We start from the raw sequence: 21,987 nt of genomic DNA, 5'->3' as shown, positions 1-21,987 counted from the left end.
GAGTGTGGACAATCCCGAAGCAATCTCGCACAACTGGATCCTTCGGCTTTGCCTCAGGACGAAATACCCTCACGCCCTCTCCGATGGCGTGGGCCTATTTCGTTTTCTATTTTCGTGATTTCCAGGTCTTTGCCCCTCGCCTTCTCGTAGATTATAGGTCATATAGCTCTCCATACTTCTTCTTCAGATAGCGGATGTATGGCTGAATGCTCACCGGTCCGCCGGTGACGCGTTCAACCAGCTCAGAAGCAGTATACTTGGAGCCGTGTTGGTAGATGTTCTCCTTGAGCCAGTTGTGCAAGGTACCAAACTCACCTTTCTCGATTTCAGCAGAAATCTCGCGATGTGCTTTGAGAGCAGCCTCGAAGAACTGCGCAGTCAGGATGTTGCCCAGGGTGTACCCCTGGAACATGCCACCTATGGTGCCAACGAACCAGTGTATATCCTGGAGCACCCCATCGCGGTCATCTGGAGGCTCAGTGCCCAGGTCAGCCTTGTATCGCTCACGCCACGCCTCAGCCAGACCCGTCACGGCCAGGCGGCCCTCGAGCATATCAAGCTCGAGCTTAAAGCGAATCATGACGTGAAGGTTGTAGGTAACCTCATCGGCATCCGTGCGAATCAGCGAGCGCTCGACCCTGTTGATCGCGCGGTAGAATGTATCGAGCGGTACCGACTTCAACTGGTCGGGGAAGACCTTCTGGAGTCTCGGGTAGAAAAACTGCCAGAATCCCTTGCTCCGCCCAACCAGGTTCTCCCACAGGCGGGACTGGCTCTCGTGAACACCCGAGGACGTTCCGTCTGCGAGCGGTGTTCCCTCGAAGCCCATGGAGATGCCTTGTTCGTATAGCGCATGGCCGGCCTCGTGCATCGTGCTGAACATCAGTTCGCTGAGGTCGTTCTCCTTGGCCCGGGTGGTAATGCGCACGTCACCCAGTGAGAACTTCGTCATGAAGGGGTGATGAGTTTTGTCCTGCCGCCCACGTTCGAAGTCATAACCGAAGCGCTTAATCACATCAACTGCGAACGCTACCTGGTCTGCCTCCAAGTAGTTCTTGTGCAGACACGAGTCATCGGCAATTGGCTGTTCCGTTATTGCCTTCACAATTGGTACAAGTTCTTCCCGCAGCTCTTCGAAAAGCGTGCGAACCGTCGAGACCTTCATGCCGTAGTCGGCAAAATCAATCAACGGGTCGGCGATGTGTTCGTAGCCGGGGAAGAAATCCGCAAGCTGTCTGCTCAGGTCGAGTGTTTTCTCAAGGCTAGATTGTACTCTAGGGAAGTCGTTCGCCGGCCGGGCCTTGGTCCAGACCTGATACAACGCAGAAGCATGTTTGTTGAACTCCTCAGTGAACGACGGCGGGACTTTCACTGCCTTCTCGTATTTACGACGAGTAACCCGAATTAGACTGGCGTCGTCTGAGTCGTAAGACTGGTCTTCCTCAAAGGGTCGCAGATTTTGCAGCAGTTTCCCGATAGCCGGGTCAGTAAACTTCTCGTGCGCGAGCCGCCCCAGGGTCGCGATCTGCCTGGCACGAGCAGAAGCACCTCCAGCTGGCATATAGGTTGCCTGATCCCAAAACAGTAACGCCCCAGCGGAATTCAGGTCGTCGATCTCAAGAAGACGAATCTTCAACTCCTTCAACTTCGCTTCCATTGCCCTCCTCCTACTAACAAAGCTACAAGCTGTATGCTATAAGCTGCAAGCGTTTCTCGTTTCAGCTCTAGAGCCCATAGCTTATAGTCTATAGCTACAAATCAAAGTCCATTCGTTGCAGGTTGTCAATAGTTGCTCTTACTGATTCTGCGGACTTTTGCAGGGCCATCATCTCGTTCGAATTGAGCTTAATTTCCATGATTTCCTCAACACCCTTGTCTCCGAGTTTTACCGGAACACCCAGGCAAATGTCCGTGAGACCGTATTCGCCCTCCAAATAGACTGAGCATGGAATGATCCTGCACGTATCCTTTACTATACTTTCAACCATCTGTGAAATGGCCGCCGCAGGAGCCCAATATGCGCTCCCCGTTTTGAGATAGCTTACAATCTCTCCTCCAGCTTTCCTTGTCCTTTCGATAATCTTGTCGATATGTTTCATCGACATCAGTTCAGTAATAGGAATCCCTGCGACAGAACAATACCGAATGAGAGGTACCATCAGGTCACCATGCCCTCCAAGAACCATTGCCTGAACATCCCACACAGAGGCATTCAGTTCCATGGCAATGAATTCCCTTAATCTGGCAGAATCAAGAGCGCCGGCCATTCCTATGATTCTTTCTCTCGGAAAGCCACTCACCTTCTTTGATACGTAGGTCATCAGATCCAGAGGGTTAGTCACCACTACAATAATCGCCTTCGGGGACTTGGGAGCTGCCTGTTCCGTCACAGACTTCACGACGGCCGTGTTGTTGGCCAGAAGGTCCTCCCGGCTCATTCCGGGTTTCCTCGGAAGCCCCGCGGTAATGACAATAATGTCAGAGCCAGCCGTCTCCCCATAATCATTGGTCGCGATGATTCTTGAATCAAAACCGGTTATCGGGTGAGTCTGCATGAGGTCTAAAACCTTGCCTTTGGCAAGATCCTTCACGCGTTCGAGCAGGACGATGTCACCGAGTTGCTTTTCTGATAGCCGCTGCACTAATGTTGAGCCAACATTCCCTGCACCTATCACCGTGATTTTTGTCGCCATTTCTCCTCTCTTCTCAAGGTTGTACAGAAATCCTATCTCATATCATACGCTTCTGACCTCAAATGTAAATACACGACACCGACCACTCCGATGCCGGGACCAACCCGAAATTCAAGACATAACACTGCAGTATGCTATACGATAGCTGTCAGCACTCACCCAGATCCGAAAATCGAAGACCGAAGATCGAAAATCGGGGTCTGCCGACCCTTTGAAGAGCGAAGAGTGGTCAGACCTCAAAGACTGCATGTAAAACCCAAGACATAAGATAGCTTTCAGTCGTAATGCTCTAAATCCGTCTCAAGGTTTTTTTAGATTTTGGGCCGGCAGGATCTTATGGCTCAAGGTGTTATTTTCGATTTTCCGTTTTCTATTTTCGTGTCTCGTACCTAGTAATCTTGTGGTTCCAGGTTTTGTTCTCGGTACGGAGTCACTTCTTCCTGAGAAACTTCTTCTGGAAGAAAAACATAGCAGCGATAAAAAGACCCACAATTATGATGCCGGCGAAAACTTCAGGAAGAATATCAAAGACAAAGATACAGAACGTGGCAATCAGCAGAACATAACCATACCACAGAAACGCCTTATTGACAGTTTCACCAAATGTCCCGAATCTTGAGCTGAGTCTGGTGGTAATGAAAATCGAACAAGCGGCCATAGCGAGGGCAACTCCATAGAGAACGACTCTTCGATAAACAAATTTGTTTAACTCGACCCAGAACCAAAGCCATTTGTCAGCCAGTAGATGCCCAAGCCCCCATGTAAGCCAAAGCATACAGACAATAATACCAACAAGGAGGATTGATTCAAAACCTGTCAACTGGAATCCTTGACCTTCTTCTCCCGCACCTCCTGACCGAGCCATCAACTCCATCCTGTAGATTCCCTCTGTGGGAACCTCGGATGCTGCATTAGCAATGATTCGACGTATAGACTCAGCGTCCTTGGCATTCCATTCACAATACCATCTGCCTTCTTCTCGAGAATACCAACTCCCAACCCAATAGGCATCAATTGAAGCACTCGCATCAAACGCCTCCCGGATGGGGATGGTGAATCCCCAGGTCAATTCCTTGCCGACCGGATGAACAGTCAAGAACCTACTCACCTTTTCTCACCCCCTTAAGACTGCAGAAGTCTATATCAGACATAAGACGTAAGATGTAATACATAAGATGGCTGCCAGCTCTCAGCAGCCAAGTCCGAGTCGCTAGAGTGCGTATTCCGCGTAGGTTGCCAGACGTAACCATCACACCGCAACCAAATGCCCTTGTGGGTGTAGCAGACCATTACGGGATTCCCCGCGGGCACATGTCCGCAGACATAGCACGCCTTGCCCCCAAGTTTGGGACCACAGTCATCACAAAGCAATCCCGTATGTTCTTGACACATTCTCCCGACTTGCTGCTGACATGATCATCACACGCCCTAACCCTCACCGACATCCAAATCTCCTATTTCGTTTTCTATTTTCGTTTTCTTGCTGGCAGGGTCTGCCGACAGATATATCTGCTTCCTATTTCTAGTATACGGAAGGAGCTATGTCAAGTGGCAAATACCGAGAAATAGGGTCTAGAATCTATTCGGATGTAAGGTTGGAGCAGGATTGCAAGAATCAAGCCCGGCCAGGGTGTTAGTGCAAAATGTCCTTGTTCGTGTCCACTAGTCTAAATCCCCTATCTCCAGTGAACATGTATTGTATTTCGCCCACAAGGAACCCTGTCTCAGCATCGTAGTAACTAATGATTTTCTCGTCTCCAAAACCCACTTCAGCTGGCCACACAGTCCAACTCTCCCATTCCTTTCTCTCAGTGATCTTGAACCGTTTTGCACACCCGCTGAAGAGTATCTCCCCACCGGCTTTTCTCATGCTCGGAGGCAACCATAGGCGTATATGGTGCCCAAAGTAGAGGCCAAAGTTATCCTGTATGGGTTCCCCTTTGCTGAATGCCCGAACAATCTGACCGAACTTGTCCAACTCAAACTTAAGGTCCTCCCGTTCATCAAGAAGCCTATCCCTGACCTCATAGAAAACTGTGGTAGTTGCACATTCATACGTATTCTCATCCTTCTTGCTTATCTCATAGATGTCACTGTGTTTTATGTCACTCATGAGTCCACCATGAGCTTCATATTCGAAATAGTCTCCGTTCTCAAACGGAACCGGTTCCCCACTCTCCTTGCCTCCACATCCCAGGATGAACCCTGATAAGAACAGAACGAGTACCACTAGACACTTAAACCCACTCCTTCGCTCAGACACCTGTGGCCTCCTTATTCCTCTTCGTTGGGCTACTCCTCTACACCATACCGCCTGTGGTATTCAACAACCTCTTCCGGTTCAATCTCAAAAAGTCCTGCAACTGTCTCTGCTGCTAATTCCCTATTATTCTCCAGTGCCTTCAGATCCTCAACATATTTCCTGGCTATTTTACGAGCTCGCTCTTCTAATCGAGCCCTGAGCGCTCCACCACTGAGCCAGTGATCTTCAGCCAGATGGTTGCGATCAAATTGCACAAAATAGCCAATCAGTTCACTCCTGGTTACGCCCTTGTTTCTGAAGTACTTGGTTGTCTTGAGGCGCACATGAGCAGCAGCTTTCAACAGCTCACCTGGTTCTCTTGCCCCATCTTCAATGCGCGCGGAGATGACTTCTTCTAGGTCCGAGATCTCCATATAAGTTGCTGTGGCATCCCTCAGCCCAGCGACTATCTCATCGAGAGCTCCCTGTGCTACCCTGAGTGGCTCCGCATGACTCTTGGCAAATCCTGACGGATGAAATTCAACTGCCGGTTCTGATTTGGATTTCTCTTCCCGTCCACAACCATAGCCAGAGCCAACAGCCAGCACGCATAACATCAATATTACTCGCCTGTATGGGTTCTTCACCGATTCCTCCGTATCTCATATCTTGGATAGTATCGGCTGTCCATCCAACAGCACCACCTGGGAAGCCTTGTCAGAACTGAGCTTTGAGGAGGCCATCTGCAAAATGGAAAAATGTCAAACCTGGTACCAATATGTGTTTTTCGATCTAAGTTCTGCGAACTGCGCTCTGACTTGTGAAGGTGCCTATCCCCATTGCATGACGGGCACGCAATGTACCATCTTAAGTCCACAATCCTTGATGAACTGGTGCCTGTCCCCCGACTCCTAAACAGGACCGCGCGTGATTGCGGTTAGTTTCTCCATCGTGTCGAACTGCTTGACGCTAAAATCACTCAGAGCTGGGTGACTGGTCACCTGAGCTACGAGTGGCCCTTCAAGGAATGCCTTCAACGAGGCCTCGTCGTTGAACAGGTAGATCCCTCCTGCTTCACCGTCTGCTTCGTTCATCATCCAAATCTTCCAGCGAAGACCCTCAACAGCCGCGAATTTTTCGGCCAGCGGAGATACGGCCTGCTCGTACTCATCCTTTGAGACGCTAAATTTGAAATTCAGCTGCATAAGCTTTGCAGACATAGCTACACCTCCATAGAAATGAGTGGTGGATTCATCGATTCCAGCAAAGTAAACTCGACACATGCCGGCTTCTCTCGATCAGACGGCTCGACATGCTTCGTTCGACTGACACCCCCTTTCTAAGCCTGCCAGACCAAGGGCTGGCAAAATACATTTACTACCCGCTATTGGAAAAAAATGCAACAACCTCTCATCCCCCCGACAGAGTTGTATCTTATTTCTATTACAGGGGAAGGGCCATGTCAAGAACGAAATGCCAAACGTGCACGCCCTGGAGCTTGGCCGTGCTCAATGTTGTAGCACACATATGGAAGTTATGGTCAGCGTGGGTGGGCTACTAAAATGTCAAAATGTCAAGTCGCAGATCCTTCGAGTATTCGGAGGGCACCGTCCCCAGCTTTCTCTTTTAGAGACCCTATCCCGCCTGCCCTAGCCGAAGTTGAAGCAAGGGGATGCGAAAGGAGTATTCGAAAGATCAAACCTACCACCTTTGTCTTGGATAACCTTCCACCCATTTTTTCGTTACTAGCGCCCTGAAGACCGCGCAGTAATCTGAGTGTTTCAATCTTGAATCTTACATCTTCAATCTGAACTGGTAAGAACTGTCCCCAGGCGTGGGGTCACTCGTGGCCTCGGTGTTCGAATGCTCTCTGGATTGGGGAATCTCTGAGGACCAAGCCATCCTTAATCCCCTTTTTTCTTTCAAGGATAGCTTCCTTGAAGACCAACTCCCCGATAATCACTTCGAACTTCCCGGTTCGAGTAGACCTCACTTCACATTCATAGCCTTTTCTTCGGAGTTGATCAGCTCGTCTATCTGCTTCCTCCTGAGACCCGAACGACTCAGCAACAATCTGAAATTGCGGTTCTTCCAATGCCTGGAGTATCTTTTGGCTGGCTTGACTGTTTATTCCTTCTGCCGCCATCGCAATCTCTTCCACGGTTTCCAGATCGCCTTTTGAAGCCGATTCTTCTAACTTTCGCAGATAATAATCTTCAACGATCTTGTGTATTTCTTCGCAGAGCTGTTTATCGACTATTTTCGTGATGAGTCTTTCCGCGATAAAGGCTCTCTCAGGAATGCCGGAAAATAGCTCGTTAAGCATCTGATGTGCCGCTTGTATCCGTTTTAGCTCCAGTTCCACATGTTTAAATTCCTGTTTGGCCCTCTCCAGCCGAAGATTGAACCAGAACCCTATTACAACGATCAAAACAGGGAACAAAAGATATTGAAAGAAGAACCGCACACGCCCACGACCATGTTTCTCCAACTTGCCAACTCTATCGTTTAGTTCCTCGAGTGTCGCCATCTCCCACCTCCTCTGTGGCTCTTAATAACTTGTACCAAAAGTAAGACACGTTCTCAAGGCCGAGCACCACATGAGAAAAATCGCACACCTTCCTGAGTGAACAGTTCCACCGCCCTCTTCGACTGGCCGGAAGGCAGTTGCAGCTGGTTCTTGAATTCTTCCGGCCGCACCTTACACCTTAGTCGGTGGATCGGGTATTGTTTTTACTTTATCTTTCAACTTCTTCCAGCGTGCTTTGCCTCCCGGAGGTACGACCACAACAACACTGCCTGGTTTTTCCGTCGTCGTCTGATTCGCTCCCGTTCCAGTCTTCTTTTGCGAGTCGTGGCTTCCGTCAGTTGTCAGTATTTCGGCATCACATTCTTCCAGTGCAATCGTCGACGTTTGATGAGGAAACAGACCTCGTTCTAAGGTTTGCCTGTCCCCTTCTCTTTTGCTCCGCCTCTGCTTGCTCGACACGACCCCTAGTTCGGGTTTCATCTTTTCATAGATGTCAAGGGGTGCGCTGTGCATACTTCCATGGTGGGCCACCTTGACAACTGCACACGAAAGATAGTTCACCATCCTTTTCACCAAGGGATCGTGCTTACTGGTTCTTTCGCGCTTAGGATACTCCTGGGATATCTGGGCCCAGCTATCAAATTCTGCGTCGCCAGCCAGAATAACAACCGACTGACCTGCTTTACGTTCCGCTTCCAGACTGGTATTCCCCTTATATTCTCTTGCCGCCATGAGCAAGACGTCTTCGCTGTGATGCTCTAACCTGAGCACAACAGAAGCGTTGTTCATATCTACTCCATATGTCGCATACCGATTGCGAAGTGCTACTGAGGGCGACAGCACAGTGATTCGTACCTTGCCAAAGTACTGCTCCATTCCTGACGATACTCGCACCATCCTTATCTTATTCTCCGAAAGAGCCTCCAAGATCTTCTGATAGGTCACAGAATTATGACGGAATCCACTCTCCCAGAACTCCTCGGGACAATATGTCGCGTCGGTCAAAATCGACCTGATGCCCTTGATGTGGTCCAGATGGGGATGGGTAGCACAAACGAATCTCAGATGAGACCGCCCTGGCCGTTTCTGGATCAATTTCTCCAGATATCCCTTGGTCTTCTTCGAATTATAACAGTCGACTAATCCATACGACCGTTTACCTGAATCATCGACTGGAAATTCAAGCAGGATGTTATCTCCAAAACCGACGTTCAACACGTGAATCACAAGATCATCTGGATCAATCGGTTTGGCGGCTGGCATTTCATTTCCTCCTTTCGAGCGCTCTGAAATAGAGTTTTTCAGTGTTCTTTCTGACCAGACGCTCAATAAGCAAGAATTCATTTCGGCCCTGTCCGACCAAGAGGTTTTCCGGCGATCCCTCTTTGCCAATAATCTTAAATTTACCCGAGAGGAAAACCTGACCCTCACGGAAATCTGCCCACGACCACTTTTCCTCCTCAGAGGGGGGGATGCCCATGTCCGCCAAATAGGTTTCAGGCCCAACAAAATGTTCTTCCTCGTCTTCCCACTGTGCCTTTTCGATTCGGAATTCTCTGACTCCTTTGGGCAGTCGACTGATCAGCACGCGAATGGTATCCTCAGCCAACCTCTCATCCACGGTGATTCTGCGCACCAAAGGCTGCTCCTTGGGTTGTTTTGACTTCATCCTTCACCTCCTCTGAAACCTTGCCACACACATGCTCTCATCTCAGAATGTCGAAGATCCTTCGAGTATTCTGCGGGTAAAGCCAGGCACCAAGTCCGCCGTCTGCTACTGGGTTCCAGGCATATCAGTAAGAATCCTTCCGCAAGAAGATTTATTTGCTTAGTTTGATGGCTGTGCCGTAGGCTAGAAGTTCAGCGGCACTGCCGATGACGCTGGTGGTCATATAGCGCACGTTGATGATTGCGTCAGCCCCGAGCTTCTCAGCCTGGCTGATCATCCGATTAGTAGCTACCTTGCGAGCCCTTCCCATCATCTCCGTGTACTCAGTCAGTTCACCGCCAAGAACCAGTCGCACCAAGGCAGAAAGATCCTTTCCAAGCCAGATGGCAAAAATAGTGTGTCCTTTGACCAAACCGAGAATCTTGGTGATCTGGCGGTTAGGTACATCTGTAGAATTCAGTAGCAAAATCTGTGATTGTGACTCGACAAGTGTAGGCTGCTCTTCTGCCGCCCTGTTTTTCCTTTGTTCGAGGGCGACTGTCAGCAGGACTAGTAGGATACCACCCAGAAGACAGAAAATTGTTATCCTGAGCCACCAGGGGACGACCGGGTCATTGGCAACCATCACGTGCCAGGGTACTCCTGCAAATACTACGATGAAGATCCCGAGCACAAAAGCCAGAGAGCCAATCAGTCTCACTATCCTCATAGTTCCTCCTTTTGCAATTACTTGGAATCACACTCCAAACCACCCATGTGTCTGATTTCTATTACAGGAAGAGGACTATGTCAAGTAGGAAATGCTAAGAGCTACTGCTGTTGAGACTTAGCTGTGCTCAATGTTGGAGCAGAACTAAGCAAGACAGTAACGAGAAAATGGAGATTACCCCTAGTTCTTACCCATAAGGGAAAAATGTCATTGCACCTCGACAGGCTCGGTGTAAACTCAGTTTGCCGCAGGCAAACCGTGGCAATCTAGATGTGAAGGTATCACGCCTGGCACCGATACGGCGACTACCTCACAAGCATAATCCTGAGAATAACACCATCATTTTCCATCGTTGATTCTGAAAAGGGGACTACTGAAGTCGCAAGTATTCCTTGGACCGCATCCGAGGGTACTGACGAGTGGATCCTCACCAATTTCGACATGGCGAACTCCATAATTCGTCCGTATTTCTTCTGCGACAGTCTTCTGTCCGCCCTTGTTATGTCCCGTCCGAGGTCGTAGATGAGCGCTCTGCAATCAGGCTTAAGCACGCGATAGATCTCTTTGAAAGACTCCATAGGCTTTGACCAATGGTGAAGGCTAAAGCTACTCACCACGAAATCGAAGGACGCTTCCTCAAAAGGAAGCTTGGCCACATTTCCGACCCGAAAGCTGACACGTTCCGACAGTCCATTGTCCCGCGCATTCTTGAGAGCCACTTTCACCATCGAATGTGAAAGGTCCACACCTGTGACGTGGAGGCCTGCTGATCTCTTGGCAATCTCCAGTGCAAGGTAGCCAGGACCGGTTCCAACATCAAGCACAGAGCCAGAAGATACTATCGATAGTACTTCTCCTGCAAATTCCCGGCAGAGTCTTACGGAAAAAGGGCTTCTAGATATGAGGCAGGCATACGCCAAAGCAGCAGGTCCACTGATAGCTTCAACTCTAGGCAGGATATTCATACCCCTCATTCCAAGACTTCCTGGAAAACAACAACCGGCCAAGCCTGTCATTCTGAGGCTCCGCCGAAGAATCTGCTTTTCGCTACTTAGCACGCCAACTTAGATATTGGATGGTAGACGCCTAGACAGATGTCCTATTTTCTGCTCTCGTAGACCACCTCTCCTTCGCTAGCGTATCGGGCGACGAGCAGACTTTCGCTTTCGAATTCCTCAGGAGTCAAGCCTACAACATCAAGCGGTACCATAAATCTCTTGATTGTTACTGCGACGGCGTGTCTGACGGCCCCTACTCTTTCGAAGATATCCTTGGTGCGGAAGTCCTTTGAGACAATCACTAGGTCTACATCACTCTCGTCCCCAGCTCCGCCTCTCATCTGTGACCCGAAAAGGATGATCTTGGAAACGTCTAATCCTCTTTCTTCCAGACAGTCACCAAGGAATTGAATCACTTCTGTGATTTCGCTCGTAGCCATCTAAGAACCTCTCTACTTTTCTTCAACATCTCTCTTGTCCTTGCCTTGTCATAATCCTTGAGCAGTCGTTGGAGATCATCTGGGTAGCGCGTCGGAACACTCACCCCGTCAAGCAAGGAAATGAAATCGCTGAGTTCTTCAGGGAGTTGAAGTTCGGTCTTTTCAGCAAGATACACGAGATTGTGACTCCGGGGAGCCGCCGCTTCACGGAATTGCACATACAAACCCTTCAGTGCTTTTTCGATGGAAAGATGACACATGAAAATAGCATAGAAATACCTTCCGCCAGTGAACATAAATTCCGCTGTGTCCAAATCGTAATCAGCCTGTCTAAACCATTCCTCGAGCTTCTTGGTCACGATTCCTTTCGCTCTGGATCGCCTTTTATGCTCATCGAGGTGCTTCCAGCCTCCATGTGCCAGGGAGCGTGCCTAGCAACGACACAAAAAGGCTGTCGCAAGCCATGATATACCAAGGAGGAATGTTGGACAAGGGCTTTTTCCTTGGGGCCAGACTCCAGAAATGTCCAAGGTCCTGGGTGATAGTCGAAGGGAGTGTAGCCAGACGCGAAGCCCCACGCGAAGCCCGGCCAACCTAAAGACAGCGGAGACGGGAAGCCATGGAGGGCGAAGGAGGCGGCGCGGTCCCCGTGGTCTTATATCATTTAGTACGAATATTCCAACTGAAGTTTAGCTTTCCCAGACTCCGGCGCCCAGTGAAATGAAATACCGTACTTGTCCTTCAAGACCTTATTGTAGCGATAGACCGCCTTTGCTATTTCGTTCTTCGATAGATCACCAACCCCATAACCCACCGCTGTGATGCCAAAGCCGCTCCAGAACATAGCTGAGTTGAAACCACGCTCCCTGGTGGAAATCGACAACAGCGAAAGGACAGTTCCCCCAGTAATAACCACTAAGCTCGCAATGCCGTAAGTTCTTGACATCCTAAGGTGCCCTTCCGCCTTGCCGTCTTCGATGGAGTATATCAAAGCTTCTGCCTCGCCGCTTCCTATCTTCTTGCCCCCAACCTTATAGCGTGGTCCAAAGAACCAATGGTCTTCCATCTCAATCTTCTCATAATGTTGATCTGCCTTTTCCGTGCTTTCCGTTTCTTTACTCCCCTGCCCCACAACTGGCAAGAAAAATAGTGCCCAAACTACCGGAATCGCCACCGCCCTTGCAACAAGTGACTTCATCTTTGCCTCCTTCCTCGATCGGCTTCCAGTAATCATGCTACCTGGCAGTCTGAGTTCCTGTCTACTCCATCCTCTCCTTTCATGGGAGAGGTTGTCCCGCCTGCCCCGAGTGAAGTCGAGGGGAGCATCCTCGACTGCTGAACAACGCCTTGCAGGATCTGACATCTTACATCATAGATTTTAGATAGTAAGGCCTTCCGACAGATACGTACCTTATTTCTATTACAGGCAGGCAGCCATGTCAAGAACGAAATGCCAGACGTGAACGCCCCGGCGCCTGGTTGTGCTCAACGTTGGAGCAGATGTGTGCCACCTATGACCCTGGTAGGGTAGCCAGGGAAAGGCAAAAACTGTCTAGAATCCTGGGGGGCCCCGGCCTAGACCCGACGAAGCTAAGAAGAGCCTAGTCGGGTCATTGCTTGACACACAATCTTCGATCTCAGATTTGAGATCTCAGATGGTAGGGGGCTGGCACCAATGCTGGCATAGGTATATCAGTTAGATTGTGATTTGCCAAGAAGAATATCGGCAAATTTCGCCTCATCTCCTTTCAGACCTGGACGGATTCGGCTAACGAATTCTGACCGAACCTCTGGATTGCGCAACTGAGAGAGGATGGCCTGCTCACATCCTGAAAGCGTACTCAAATCTACGCCCTCAACCGCATTCGCTCTGACAAAGGCACTCAGAAGCGCTAAAACATAATCAGTGCTGTACAACACGGCGCCTCTATAGTCCTCGGTACGGGTCATGTCAAACACGGAACACACCGACGCAAGTACTTCCGCTCTTTCCGCAGATATTCTTCTGAGAGCTATCAAAAAAGCTGGAACAAGCTCTTCCCTGCGATAAATCTGTCCCGCTATGGTCTTAAGCAACACTGCATCTCTTTGGCAGTCGAAATCCGCTTTCTGAAAATAATCTTCGATAGCTTTGTAGCCATCTGGCGAGCCAAGCGATTGAAGATCTGGCGCAAGCGCGACCAAAGTCCTGGCTATCTCTTTGCTGCGCGTAGAACGCATATTCATAGTCTCCAGGTCGGAAATAGCTTGCTCTATTCGTCTACGAAGTATTTGCATTTCTTGAGCGCGTGTCTCGTTTTCGCCACTCACACGACTTCGAAGATATCTCAGCGCGAATCCTACTTCATAGGGTCTGGTGGCAGAATTCAACATCTGTACGAAATACTTTCTTGCTTCCATATCATCAAACATCGCGAGGACACGATCAGCATACCACTTTTTGACCCGGTCCTTGTTTTGGGTCGCCTTCAGAATGAAGGGGACTAGAGCGTTCCATCGCCTATCCACAGGTGTTTCAAAGGGATGAGTTTGGGATCCTATGATCAACGGTGATAATTGTGTGACTTCACCCATCATTTCCTTTGGAATTTTGGATAACGTTTTGTAGAAGGCTTCCGTGTCGTCGATTCCTATCGTACGGACCAAGGTCGCAAATGGATTGCCCTTGGTTTCGGTTGGAGAAACACGGATTTCGGGAGCCCCTGTTTCTCCGTTGAAATCTTCGTAGAGAAAGAGACTCCCTACGATCCTGCCAGTCGGCTGGATCTCGTTAATACCCCATTCTGTTGTCACCCTTGCATTGGACGTTTTGGGATCGAGTGCAATGGCCCAGACCAGGCCGCCCGTAAGCCCTCCGTGTTCAGCGTCAATTCGACAAACAAGTTCCCCTGTATCCAAAGACTGTACAATGATGCCTTCGCCAGGGTAGTATCCGTACTCGCCGCTATATCTGGTCCCTAACCACAGGTTACCTGAAATGATACGTATCCCACTGATAGACAGGCATCTGTCTACATGATCCTGAACTTTCAATGGGACTCCTCGATCAAGAGCCATCTTCCAGAGTATGTGATGCCTGTTGCCGCCTTCAGAGCAGTATGCAGGTTCAGCGAAGTAGATGTTTCTATCTGTACAAAGCCAAGCTGTTGAACGTTTAGGGGGCTCACAAGTGTCTTCTTGTTCTGGGAATTCCGACGAGAAAGATGCTGAATCGACCTCATGGAAAAGCCCTTTTTCTCGCTCGAGAACAAAGAAACGCTGAGGTGCTACTGGGGGCACTACTGTAAGAAAACCTACAGCTTTTTCTGAAAAGCGAATCTCTCCAAGGGCCGGAAGATGGTCCCAAGCTTCGGGAAGACGACCCGCGTTGGCTAGCCTGAACGTAAACAGACAAAAAACAATAGCCCATATATGTATCTTTCTCATCCCAAAGCCCCTCCACAAAATCTCACAGATGGCAGCATTGCATCCTCGTCACTAGCCTTTACTGGAGTTGTTACTTTCGTTGTATTGCTGGGCAGGTACTGCCAGCTTCTTCAGAATGAAATTTGATCCGCAAATTCACCCAGGTGTCTATCGGCCTACCCCCCTTCATCGCAGGCTCAAACCTGAATTGAAGTCCTTGGGCCAAGGCCACGCAGTCAATATCAGAATCGCCTGAAGATTGCACTACGCTGTCCTCGAACACAACACCAGATTCATTTATATGTAAGGCTAGAATTACCTTCTTGGTCGATGCCAACTTCATTCCGTGTCCAGACGTTGAGAAGGATTCCAATATCGGTTTGGGAGGAAAGTACTGCATACTTACGCGGTAATGTCCAACTACAACAAAAGCCGCCACCACTGAAACCACCACCCCACCCACCACAATCGAGATACCCTTTCTCATGTCAGCCCTGTTTCTGAGAGGTGCAAGCCTGCCGCTGTCGAACTAACAGCGGGTTGCAAGAATCTCTGCCTGCCCTCCGAAGCCAAGAAGGGCGTAGGAGGGTCATTCTCGAGCCAAAAAGGCCCGGCTTTTCCAGAGAAAAGACGAGGGATTTTTCGGTCCTTCGTCGGCGTGTGCCGACAGAGTTGAGGCCTGGCGAACGAAATAGGTCCAAGCCATCGTTAGATGGCATGAGGCATATTTCGTGCTTCGTTGGCTTGAGCCAACGGAGTAGAATCTGCTTTTCACTGCCTGGCACACAATCATAGATCTCACATCTTCGATCTTAAAGAATAAGGTCCTCGACAGATTTCTCTCCTATTTCTATTACCCTAGAAGGGCCCTGTCAACAAGGAAATCCCAAACATGAACGCCCTAGAGCCTAGCCGTGCTCAATGTTGGCACATAGGTAACTAGCTGATTAAGATGTAAGGATGAAGGAGATTCTCAGACTCCGCCAGACTGCGTCCTCCTCGACTTCGTCTGGCTCCGCTAAGGACGAAATATGCCTCACGCCCTCTGCGATGGCGTGGGCTTATTTCGTTTTCTATCTTCCTCTTTCAGTCAGTGTCGGGGCGGGCGGATTCGAACCGCCGACCCCCAGCCCCCCATGCTGGTGCGCTAACCGGACTGCGCCACGCCCCGAAACCTAAAACAATTTAACCACAGATTACACAAGATTAACACAGAAAAACAATGAACTTTTTTCAAAACCAGAGAATAAGAAATCTTGTGATAATCCCTGCCCTTCGTAGCTCAAACAGCGAAGGAGGGTGTGTTAATCTGTGGTTCCAAGGGTCTACACTAACCACAGATTGCACGAATCAGCAGACACAAGACACGGAAATAGAAATTCCACTCCCACCGCCCCACACCTTCGAAAATCGAAACTTTTCACCCTCTCTCTTGCTCCCTTCGGGTCCCCTCCCTCCGACTTCGCTCAGGGCAGGCAGGACAGGCTCCCCCATCGAGGGGGAGAGAGGAATCGGGTTTTGTACTTTGCAATTTGTACTCTGTACTTTGTGTATAGTTATTCGGGCCATCCGTTTTTGCCAATCAGCGGGACGAAGACACAGCCAAAATGGGTTGTCTTGACCTGCTTCCCAGCCTCCTTCTTTATCACCACAAGGGTCTGGCCGTGTACGTCACCTATGGGTACTGCCATCCTACCGCCTTCAGCAAGTTGCTCAAACAGGTACTCGGGCACATCGGGTGCTCCGGCAGCTACCAGTATGGCGTCAAACGGAGCCTGATCCTGCCACCCAATAGTCCCATCACCAACTCTGAATACTACATTGGCATAACCGAGTCTGTCAAGGGTTCTCCGCGCCTTCTTCAATAGCTCCTCGATCCTTTCTATGGTGAAGACCTGCTCCGCAATCTCAGCCAGAATGGCAGTCTGATAACCTGATCCGGTCCCAATCTCCAGGACCTTTCCTTTTCCCTTCAATTCGAGGGCTTCGGTCATGGAACCTACCATGTACGGCTGAGATATAGTCTGGCCTTGCCCGATGGGAAGGGGATGGTCATCGTACGCCCTTTCCCAGAGAGCCTCCTCCACGAAAATGTGTCTGGGAACCTTCCTCATCGCCTTCAGAACATGCTTGTCCTTGACCCCGCGGGATTCTATTTGGGTAGAGACCATTTTATTTCTCAAACCTTCAAAGCGCATCAGCTGTCCTTTCTAGATTGCTTCGTCGCTTCGCTTCTCCTCCTTCGGCTCGCGCCGACGGAGGACCAAAAATGCCTCGTCTATTCTCTCGAAAAGCCGGGCCTTTTTGGCTCGCAATGACCCTCCTTCGCCCTCTCCCCCGGCCTTCTTGACATCATCGGGTGGATGAGATGGGCTTTGTACTGCGTACTCTGTACTCTCTTAGAAGTCTGATATCTTTTCACCCAATTCCTTCAGCTCGCGCAGAAAAGTGTGGTCTGTGAGGTCGAGGCTGATTGGCGTTACAGATATGAAAGCGCTTTCTATAGCCTCAACATCGGTACCTTCTTCCATCTCGCAGATTGGCTCGCCGCCAATCTTGTAGCATTCCTCTCCTTCTGGATCATCAAGCTGGATCACATCATCCCTGTATGTCCTTCTCCCCAGGCGTGTAATTCTAACACCGCGTATCTCACCATTTGGTGCATTCGGCACATTCACATTCAGAAACGTACCAGTAGGAACCTCTAGGGCGGCAAGATGCTGAACTAGTTTCTTACCAAACCTGGCTGCGGGCTCAAAGTCAGGATCTTTTCTGGAGGCTACTGAAATCGCCACAGCCTTGATCCCGTGAATTGCCGCTTCCAATGCTGCGGCCACGGTACCTGAGTAAGTCACATCGTTTCCCAGATTTGGACCGAGGTTAATTCCTGACACAACAATGTCCGGCCTCTTCTTCATGAGCTTGTGCACAGCCAAAAGCACGCAGTCTGTGGGCGTGCCTCCCACAGCGGCGGAATTCTGATCAATCCACCGGACACTTATGGGTTTCTCGAGAGTTACAGAGTGGCTGACCCCGCTCATTTCGTCTTCTGGAGCCACAACCATCACCGAACCGAGTTCTTCAAGATGACCTCTCATAACCTTGAGACCATGCGCCCTTATTCCATCATCGTTCGTAAGTAAGATCACCGCTACCCCCACAGGCTCTTAATACAGAGTCCTATGAACCTCATAGTATCTATGAACTTGTTGACATTGCTTTTCTGCCCGGAGTATATCGTTGATATGGGCATCTCACCTATCCTGTAGCCTTGCCTGCCTGCCTTTATCAATACTTCTGACTCGGTTTGGTATCTGCTCGTCGTCAACGGTATGTTCCTAATCACCCTGGCGGAGAGGTATCTGTATCCTGACTGGCTGTCCCTTATCCTCTGGCCTGACATGAGAGATACTACGAGGGAAGTTGTGAGATTGGTCAGAAGTCTTATCAAGGGCATGGCAGTGCCTGGTTCCAGCACCCTAGTACCTACCACAATGTCATAATTGCCATCCCTGGCCTTTTTCAGGAACTGTGGTATCAAGGCAGGATCGTGCTGTCCATCAGCATCTATGGTTATCACCCCGTCGTAGGGTTCATCTTTCAAGTATTCGAAGCCTCTCCTTTGAGCTGCCCCCTTCCCCAGATTTTTCCCCTGCCTCAGTACTGTGACACCACATTTGGCGGCGACCGCTGCGGTGGAATCGTTGGAGCCGTCATCGACGACGATGATATTCTTTTTTTCACACGGAAGCCTGGAGAGTACATGTGGGAGGTCCTTCTCTTCGTTGTAGGCAGGTATCAGAACAGCGAACTTCAAGTTTCTCACCTAAGGAGCCTGCCAGACCTGGTCAAAGACATACCACTGGGTGGGAAATTTCCGAACATACTCCCCAAGTATGCCAGCGTACTTGTGGAGGGCACCCTTTATGTCTGGTTTCCCATCCGGAAGTTTTTCAACCCTGTAGGTGTCTTCGCAGTACAGTTTGTAGTTTCCGTCTTTGGATCTGATCGCAAAAATAGGACAGATAGCGGCATCGGCCTTTGCGGCAAGCCTTATCGCACCTACTGGAAACGTGGCCTTTCCTCCGAGAAAGTCTATTGTAATCCCCGTACCTGTGAAATCTCTGTCACCTAGAATGGCTAGACACTGATTTGCCCGGAGCGCCTTTAGCCCCATTCTCGCGGCCTTATCTATGGACACGACTTTTATCCCTTTGGAAATGCGTGTATTGTCGAAGAATCTTGTGACTCCGCTGGTCGAATGGGGCAAGCTTATGGCTGTTATCGGAATCTTCTTTTGAACAACAGCAGAAGCTCCGAGTTCCCAATTTCCAAGGTGAGCGGTAAGGGCAATTACACCCTTGCCTGCTCTGAGGGCCTCATGAACCTTATCCAGACCGAACATCTCACACATCTTGTCGAGCTTGCGTTCATCCAAATAGGGCAGCAGCAGGAACTCATAGATGAACCTGCCGAAGTTTCTGAACTGCTCAAGTATCATGAACTTCACTTCGTGTTCTGTCTTCAGGCCTCTGAGGGCAAAGGTGAGGTTCTTGATGGCATTTGGCCGGGCTTTCTTAAATGCCACGAAGTATGCGCCCTCTGCGAGCCTGTCTGCCATAAACAGCGCAGCTCCTCTGGGCAGAACCCTAGCCAGAAATGACATACTGCTATAAAATAGAATCCACATACAACTACTCGAAATTGAGAAATTAGGAAACTAAGAAATTGACGACATAAGGCCCAGATGTACAGACATCGCACTTGTTCACAGTTATTCAGCGTTCTACGTTTTCAGGTTTTCAGTTTCTGAATCTCTCAGTTTCTCAATTCCTGGTTTTCTTTCGGCATCCAACGGATGCCGAAATCGGGGCGAGAGGATTTGAACCTCCGACCTCTTGGTCCCGAACCAAGCGCGCTTCCAAACTGCGCTACGCCCCGTTACTCAAAACAATCTAACCACAGATTACACGAGATTAACACAGAAATACATTGAACTCTTTTCAAAACCAGAGAATAAGAAATCTTGTGATAATCTGTGTTAATCTGTGGTTCCAGGGGTCTTCACTAACCACAGATTGTACGAGTCACCAGACACAAGAGACGAAAATTGAAATTCCACTCCCACGCCCCCCACGCCTTCGAAAATCGAAAAGAGAACCCTGAAACACAGACCTCACAGACTATGCAGAGAGCACATCCTACTTACAATCGAAACCGGGAAGAAAGAAAGGGGCAGACTCCGCTAGACCCCGGAGAAAACAAGGACAGACTTGTACGGAAGCTGCATGCTGTGAGAGAAAAATCTTCAAAGACCAGGACCCGCATCTAACAAGAATCTACTCTTTGCAAAGGACTTGAAGTATTTCCTCAAGGTCTTTTCTTATGTCCTTGATAAACTCAGAGATAAGCCTCTGGTCAAATGGAATCTCAAGTTGATGAAACTTGGCCTTCTTCAGCTCATGAATCCTGTTCTTAGCCCCTTCAAGCGTAAACCTCTGCTCATAAAGCAGCTTCTTTATGAGAAGGATTAGCTTTATCTCCTTCTGAGTGTAGGTTCTTCTTCCCGCCTTGCTTTTCTTGGGCTTGAGAAGACTGAACTCAGACTCCCAATAGCGGAGAACGTGGGGCTTAACTCCAACCATTTCGGACACATCACTGATGCTGTAGTAGAGTCTCTTGGGAGTCTGTGAGATGGCCATCTAATTCCTTAGAGTAAACTCTTATGATTTGGGACTAAGTCATTTTAGGGCAAAGGCTTCTTTGTGTCAACAATAAATATTCAGCCACTTTAAGAAATTGCTATGCTGACGATTACGAATTACGAAAACCCTTTCCTCTCCCCGGAAAAGGGCAGGGAACTGATGGAACTCTTGCAGTTTTCAATTTACGATTTCCAATTTGAAATGAGCAGGCGTTATCTTGCGTCAGTAAGTGCTTCGATGCCGGGCAGAGATTTTCCAGCCAGGAACTCCAGGGAAGCTCCTCCACCGGTTGATATGTGGCTCATCTTTTCGTGAACGTCTGCCATTGTGACCGCCGCAACAGTATCACCGCCGCCGATTATGGTCGTTGCACCAGCGGCAGTCTCATCAGCAAGTTTCTTGGCCATCGCCTCTGTCCCTGCTCTGAATGGCCGGCGTTCAAAGACTCCCATCGGACCATTCCACAGAATGGTTTTTGCACCCTGTACGGCGTGCATGAAGATGCGAATGGAAAGCGGACCGATATCCAGACCCATCATCTCCTCTGGAATGCTCTCCTTTGCCACAACAGTTGTCTCAGCGTCATCCTTGTTTTCTTTTGCCACAACAAAATCGACGGGCAGAAAGAAGTTCACATTGTGATGGCCGGCCTTTCTCAATATCTCTTGAGCTGCTTCAAGCTGACCTTCTTCCACAAACGACTTGCCGACACCCAAGTCCTGGCTTTTGAGAAAGGTGAAGGCCATGGCTCCACCTATTACTACGTTGTTAACTTTCTCGAGGAGGTTCTTTACTACGGGGATCTTGTCTGAAATCTTAGCTCCTCCGATGACGACAACATAAGGCCTCCTCGGGCTCTCGACTGCTTTACCCAAGAAGTTTAGCTCCTTTTCTATGAGAAAACCGGCAGCTCTCTTCTCGAACTGGAGTGCTGCCCCAACCACAGATGCGTGAGCCCTGTGTGCAGTTCCAAAGGCATCATTGATGTAGAGATCGCCCAAGCTTGCGAGCTTCCTTGCGAAATCCTCATCATTGTTCCTCTCCTCAGGGTGGAAACGAAGATTCTCTAGGAGCATACACTCGCCATTCTTCAGTTTCCAGACCATGCGATTCACTTCATCACCCACACAGTCAGGGGCAAGTTTCACCTCTTTGTCCAATAGAGTGCTGAGCTTCTCTGCAGCAGGTCGCAGGCTGAGAGTGTCCACAACCTTGCCCTTAGGCCTGCCCAGATGTGACATGAGAACAGCACTCCCCTGTGTGTCCAGGATGTGCTTTATTGTAGGAAGGGTCATTCTTATCCTGGTATCGTCAACAACATTCTGATTCTCATCCAGAGGGACATTGAAGTCGACTCTTACCAGAGCGCGTTTGCCTTTGAGGTCCATGTCTCTCACAGACAGCTTTTTCATTCACAACCTCCTCACCTAAGACTAGAAAACAAACCAGTAACCACAAGATTACACGAGATTACTAGAAACGAAAGACGAAAATAGAAGCTCGTCAGAGATCCTGAGCTTGTCGAAGGGAAAATCGAAAATAAAACCAGAAACACGAAATTAAGAATTTCCCTCGGGTCTCCTTCCCAAGAACGGG

22 protein-coding genes and 2 tRNA genes are annotated in these 21,987 nt (G+C 49.4%); all 24 read right to left on the bottom strand.

Annotated features, from left to right (window positions below; translation table 11 throughout):
- Window positions 1-151: 151 nt before the first annotated feature.
- Window positions 152-1,657 (bottom strand): carboxypeptidase M32, encoded by a 1,506-nt coding sequence (locus E3J62_00705; GenBank protein ID TET47750.1) that lies wholly within the window; start codon window positions 1,655-1,657, stop codon window positions 152-154.
- A gap of 94 nt (window positions 1,658-1,751) precedes the next feature.
- Entirely contained in the window at window positions 1,752-2,693 is a 942-nt protein-coding gene (gene mdh, locus E3J62_00700) for a malate dehydrogenase (protein TET47749.1), read from the bottom strand.
- A gap of 430 nt (window positions 2,694-3,123) precedes the next feature.
- Window positions 3,124-3,801, bottom strand: coding sequence for a hypothetical protein (locus E3J62_00695; protein ID TET47748.1), 678 nt, complete (start codon window positions 3,799-3,801; stop codon window positions 3,124-3,126).
- Window positions 3,802-4,326: 525 nt separating this feature from the next.
- Window positions 4,327-4,956, bottom strand: a complete 630-nt coding sequence (locus tag E3J62_00690; protein TET47747.1) for a hypothetical protein — start codon at window positions 4,954-4,956, stop codon at window positions 4,327-4,329.
- Window positions 4,957-4,985: 29 nt separating this feature from the next.
- Window positions 4,986-5,582 (bottom strand): hypothetical protein, encoded by a 597-nt coding sequence (locus E3J62_00685; protein ID TET47746.1) that lies wholly within the window; start codon window positions 5,580-5,582, stop codon window positions 4,986-4,988.
- Between the two features lie 264 nt (window positions 5,583-5,846).
- On the bottom strand, window positions 5,847-6,155 hold the full coding sequence (locus E3J62_00680; protein ID TET47745.1) for a hypothetical protein: 309 nt from the start codon (window positions 6,153-6,155) through the stop codon (window positions 5,847-5,849).
- Between the two features lie 620 nt (window positions 6,156-6,775).
- On the bottom strand, window positions 6,776-7,465 hold the full coding sequence (locus E3J62_00675; protein TET47744.1) for a hypothetical protein: 690 nt from the start codon (window positions 7,463-7,465) through the stop codon (window positions 6,776-6,778).
- A gap of 171 nt (window positions 7,466-7,636) precedes the next feature.
- Window positions 7,637-8,728, bottom strand: a complete 1,092-nt coding sequence (locus E3J62_00670; protein ID TET47743.1) for a hypothetical protein — start codon at window positions 8,726-8,728, stop codon at window positions 7,637-7,639.
- Between the two features lies 1 nt (window position 8,729).
- Window positions 8,730-9,134, bottom strand: coding sequence for a hypothetical protein (locus E3J62_00665; protein TET47742.1), 405 nt, complete (start codon window positions 9,132-9,134; stop codon window positions 8,730-8,732).
- 151 nt (window positions 9,135-9,285) lie between these two features.
- The gene (locus E3J62_00660) at window positions 9,286-9,843 is read right to left on the bottom strand and encodes a YbjQ family protein (protein ID TET47741.1); all 558 of its coding nucleotides are present in this window, start codon (window positions 9,841-9,843) and stop codon (window positions 9,286-9,288) included.
- Between the two features lie 305 nt (window positions 9,844-10,148).
- Window positions 10,149-10,859: a class I SAM-dependent methyltransferase gene (locus E3J62_00655; GenBank protein ID TET47740.1), complete on the bottom strand. Its 711-nt coding sequence runs from the start codon at window positions 10,857-10,859 to the stop codon at window positions 10,149-10,151.
- 83 nt (window positions 10,860-10,942) lie between these two features.
- Window positions 10,943-11,281 (bottom strand): nucleotidyltransferase domain-containing protein, encoded by a 339-nt coding sequence (locus E3J62_00650; protein ID TET47739.1) that lies wholly within the window; start codon window positions 11,279-11,281, stop codon window positions 10,943-10,945.
- Complete coding sequence (locus E3J62_00645; protein ID TET47738.1) at window positions 11,254-11,640, bottom strand: HEPN domain-containing protein; 387 nt, start codon at window positions 11,638-11,640, stop codon at window positions 11,254-11,256. Before E3J62_00645 ends, E3J62_00650 begins: the two co-directional genes overlap by 28 nt.
- A 305-nt stretch (window positions 11,641-11,945) precedes the next feature.
- Window positions 11,946-12,479, bottom strand: a complete 534-nt coding sequence (locus E3J62_00640; protein ID TET47737.1) for a hypothetical protein — start codon at window positions 12,477-12,479, stop codon at window positions 11,946-11,948.
- A gap of 494 nt (window positions 12,480-12,973) precedes the next feature.
- On the bottom strand, window positions 12,974-14,707 hold the full coding sequence (locus E3J62_00635; protein ID TET47736.1) for a hypothetical protein: 1,734 nt from the start codon (window positions 14,705-14,707) through the stop codon (window positions 12,974-12,976).
- A gap of 70 nt (window positions 14,708-14,777) precedes the next feature.
- The gene (locus E3J62_00630) at window positions 14,778-15,173 is read right to left on the bottom strand and encodes a TonB family protein (GenBank protein TET47735.1); all 396 of its coding nucleotides are present in this window, start codon (window positions 15,171-15,173) and stop codon (window positions 14,778-14,780) included.
- 609 nt (window positions 15,174-15,782) lie between these two features.
- A tRNA-Pro gene (locus tag E3J62_00625) sits at window positions 15,783-15,857 on the bottom strand.
- 385 nt (window positions 15,858-16,242) lie between these two features.
- Window positions 16,243-16,884, bottom strand: a complete 642-nt coding sequence (locus E3J62_00620; GenBank protein ID TET47734.1) for a protein-L-isoaspartate(D-aspartate) O-methyltransferase — start codon at window positions 16,882-16,884, stop codon at window positions 16,243-16,245.
- Window positions 16,885-17,085: 201 nt separating this feature from the next.
- Complete coding sequence (surE, locus tag E3J62_00615) at window positions 17,086-17,835, bottom strand: 5'/3'-nucleotidase SurE (protein TET47733.1); 750 nt, start codon at window positions 17,833-17,835, stop codon at window positions 17,086-17,088.
- Between the two features lie 2 nt (window positions 17,836-17,837).
- Complete coding sequence (locus E3J62_00610; GenBank protein TET47732.1) at window positions 17,838-18,512, bottom strand: glycosyltransferase family 2 protein; 675 nt, start codon at window positions 18,510-18,512, stop codon at window positions 17,838-17,840.
- Window positions 18,513-19,376 (bottom strand): hypothetical protein, encoded by an 864-nt coding sequence (locus tag E3J62_00605; protein TET47731.1) that lies wholly within the window; start codon window positions 19,374-19,376, stop codon window positions 18,513-18,515. It lies immediately after the preceding gene.
- A 177-nt stretch (window positions 19,377-19,553) separates the two neighbouring features.
- Window positions 19,554-19,627: transfer RNA gene (locus E3J62_00600), tRNA-Pro, on the bottom strand.
- Between the two features lie 398 nt (window positions 19,628-20,025).
- Complete coding sequence (locus tag E3J62_00595) at window positions 20,026-20,388, bottom strand: MerR family transcriptional regulator (GenBank protein ID TET47730.1); 363 nt, start codon at window positions 20,386-20,388, stop codon at window positions 20,026-20,028.
- A gap of 215 nt (window positions 20,389-20,603) precedes the next feature.
- Window positions 20,604-21,803 carry a phosphoglycerate kinase gene (locus E3J62_00590; protein ID TET47729.1) on the bottom strand — a complete coding sequence of 400 codons (1,200 nt, stop codon included), beginning with the start codon at window positions 21,801-21,803 and terminating at the stop codon, window positions 20,604-20,606.
- Window positions 21,804-21,987: the final 184 nt, after the last annotated feature.

Source organism: candidate division TA06 bacterium (assembly GCA_004376575.1).
Classification (GTDB): Bacteria; Hydrothermota; DG-26; order E44-bin18; family E44-bin18; genus E44-bin18.
This window is presented reverse-complemented; position numbering and strand designations above follow the sequence as displayed.

Coding starts and splice junctions, on each gene's coding strand:
- E3J62_00595 (TET47730.1), bottom strand. CDS start 20,388: ATGGCCATCTCACAGACTCCCAAGAGACTCTACTACAGCATCAGTGAT.
- E3J62_00705 (TET47750.1), bottom strand. CDS start 1,657: ATGGAAGCGAAGTTGAAGGAGTTGAAGATTCGTCTTCTTGAGATCGAC.
- E3J62_00655 (TET47740.1), bottom strand. CDS start 10,859: ATGACAGGCTTGGCCGGTTGTTGTTTTCCAGGAAGTCTTGGAATGAGG.
- E3J62_00635 (TET47736.1), bottom strand. CDS start 14,707: ATGAGAAAGATACATATATGGGCTATTGTTTTTTGTCTGTTTACGTTC.
- E3J62_00590 (TET47729.1), bottom strand. CDS start 21,803: ATGAAAAAGCTGTCTGTGAGAGACATGGACCTCAAAGGCAAACGCGCT.
- E3J62_00620 (TET47734.1), bottom strand. CDS start 16,884: ATGCGCTTTGAAGGTTTGAGAAATAAAATGGTCTCTACCCAAATAGAA.
- E3J62_00640 (TET47737.1), bottom strand. CDS start 12,479: ATGAAGTCACTTGTTGCAAGGGCGGTGGCGATTCCGGTAGTTTGGGCA.
- E3J62_00605 (TET47731.1), bottom strand. CDS start 19,376: ATGTGGATTCTATTTTATAGCAGTATGTCATTTCTGGCTAGGGTTCTG.
- E3J62_00660 (TET47741.1), bottom strand. CDS start 9,843: ATGAGGATAGTGAGACTGATTGGCTCTCTGGCTTTTGTGCTCGGGATC.
- E3J62_00675 (TET47744.1), bottom strand. CDS start 7,465: ATGGCGACACTCGAGGAACTAAACGATAGAGTTGGCAAGTTGGAGAAA.
- E3J62_00670 (TET47743.1), bottom strand. CDS start 8,728: ATGCCAGCCGCCAAACCGATTGATCCAGATGATCTTGTGATTCACGTG.
- E3J62_00650 (TET47739.1), bottom strand. CDS start 11,281: ATGGCTACGAGCGAAATCACAGAAGTGATTCAATTCCTTGGTGACTGT.
- E3J62_00680 (TET47745.1), bottom strand. CDS start 6,155: ATGTCTGCAAAGCTTATGCAGCTGAATTTCAAATTTAGCGTCTCAAAG.
- E3J62_00665 (TET47742.1), bottom strand. CDS start 9,134: ATGAAGTCAAAACAACCCAAGGAGCAGCCTTTGGTGCGCAGAATCACC.
- mdh (TET47749.1), bottom strand. CDS start 2,693: ATGGCGACAAAAATCACGGTGATAGGTGCAGGGAATGTTGGCTCAACA.
- E3J62_00630 (TET47735.1), bottom strand. CDS start 15,173: ATGAGAAAGGGTATCTCGATTGTGGTGGGTGGGGTGGTGGTTTCAGTG.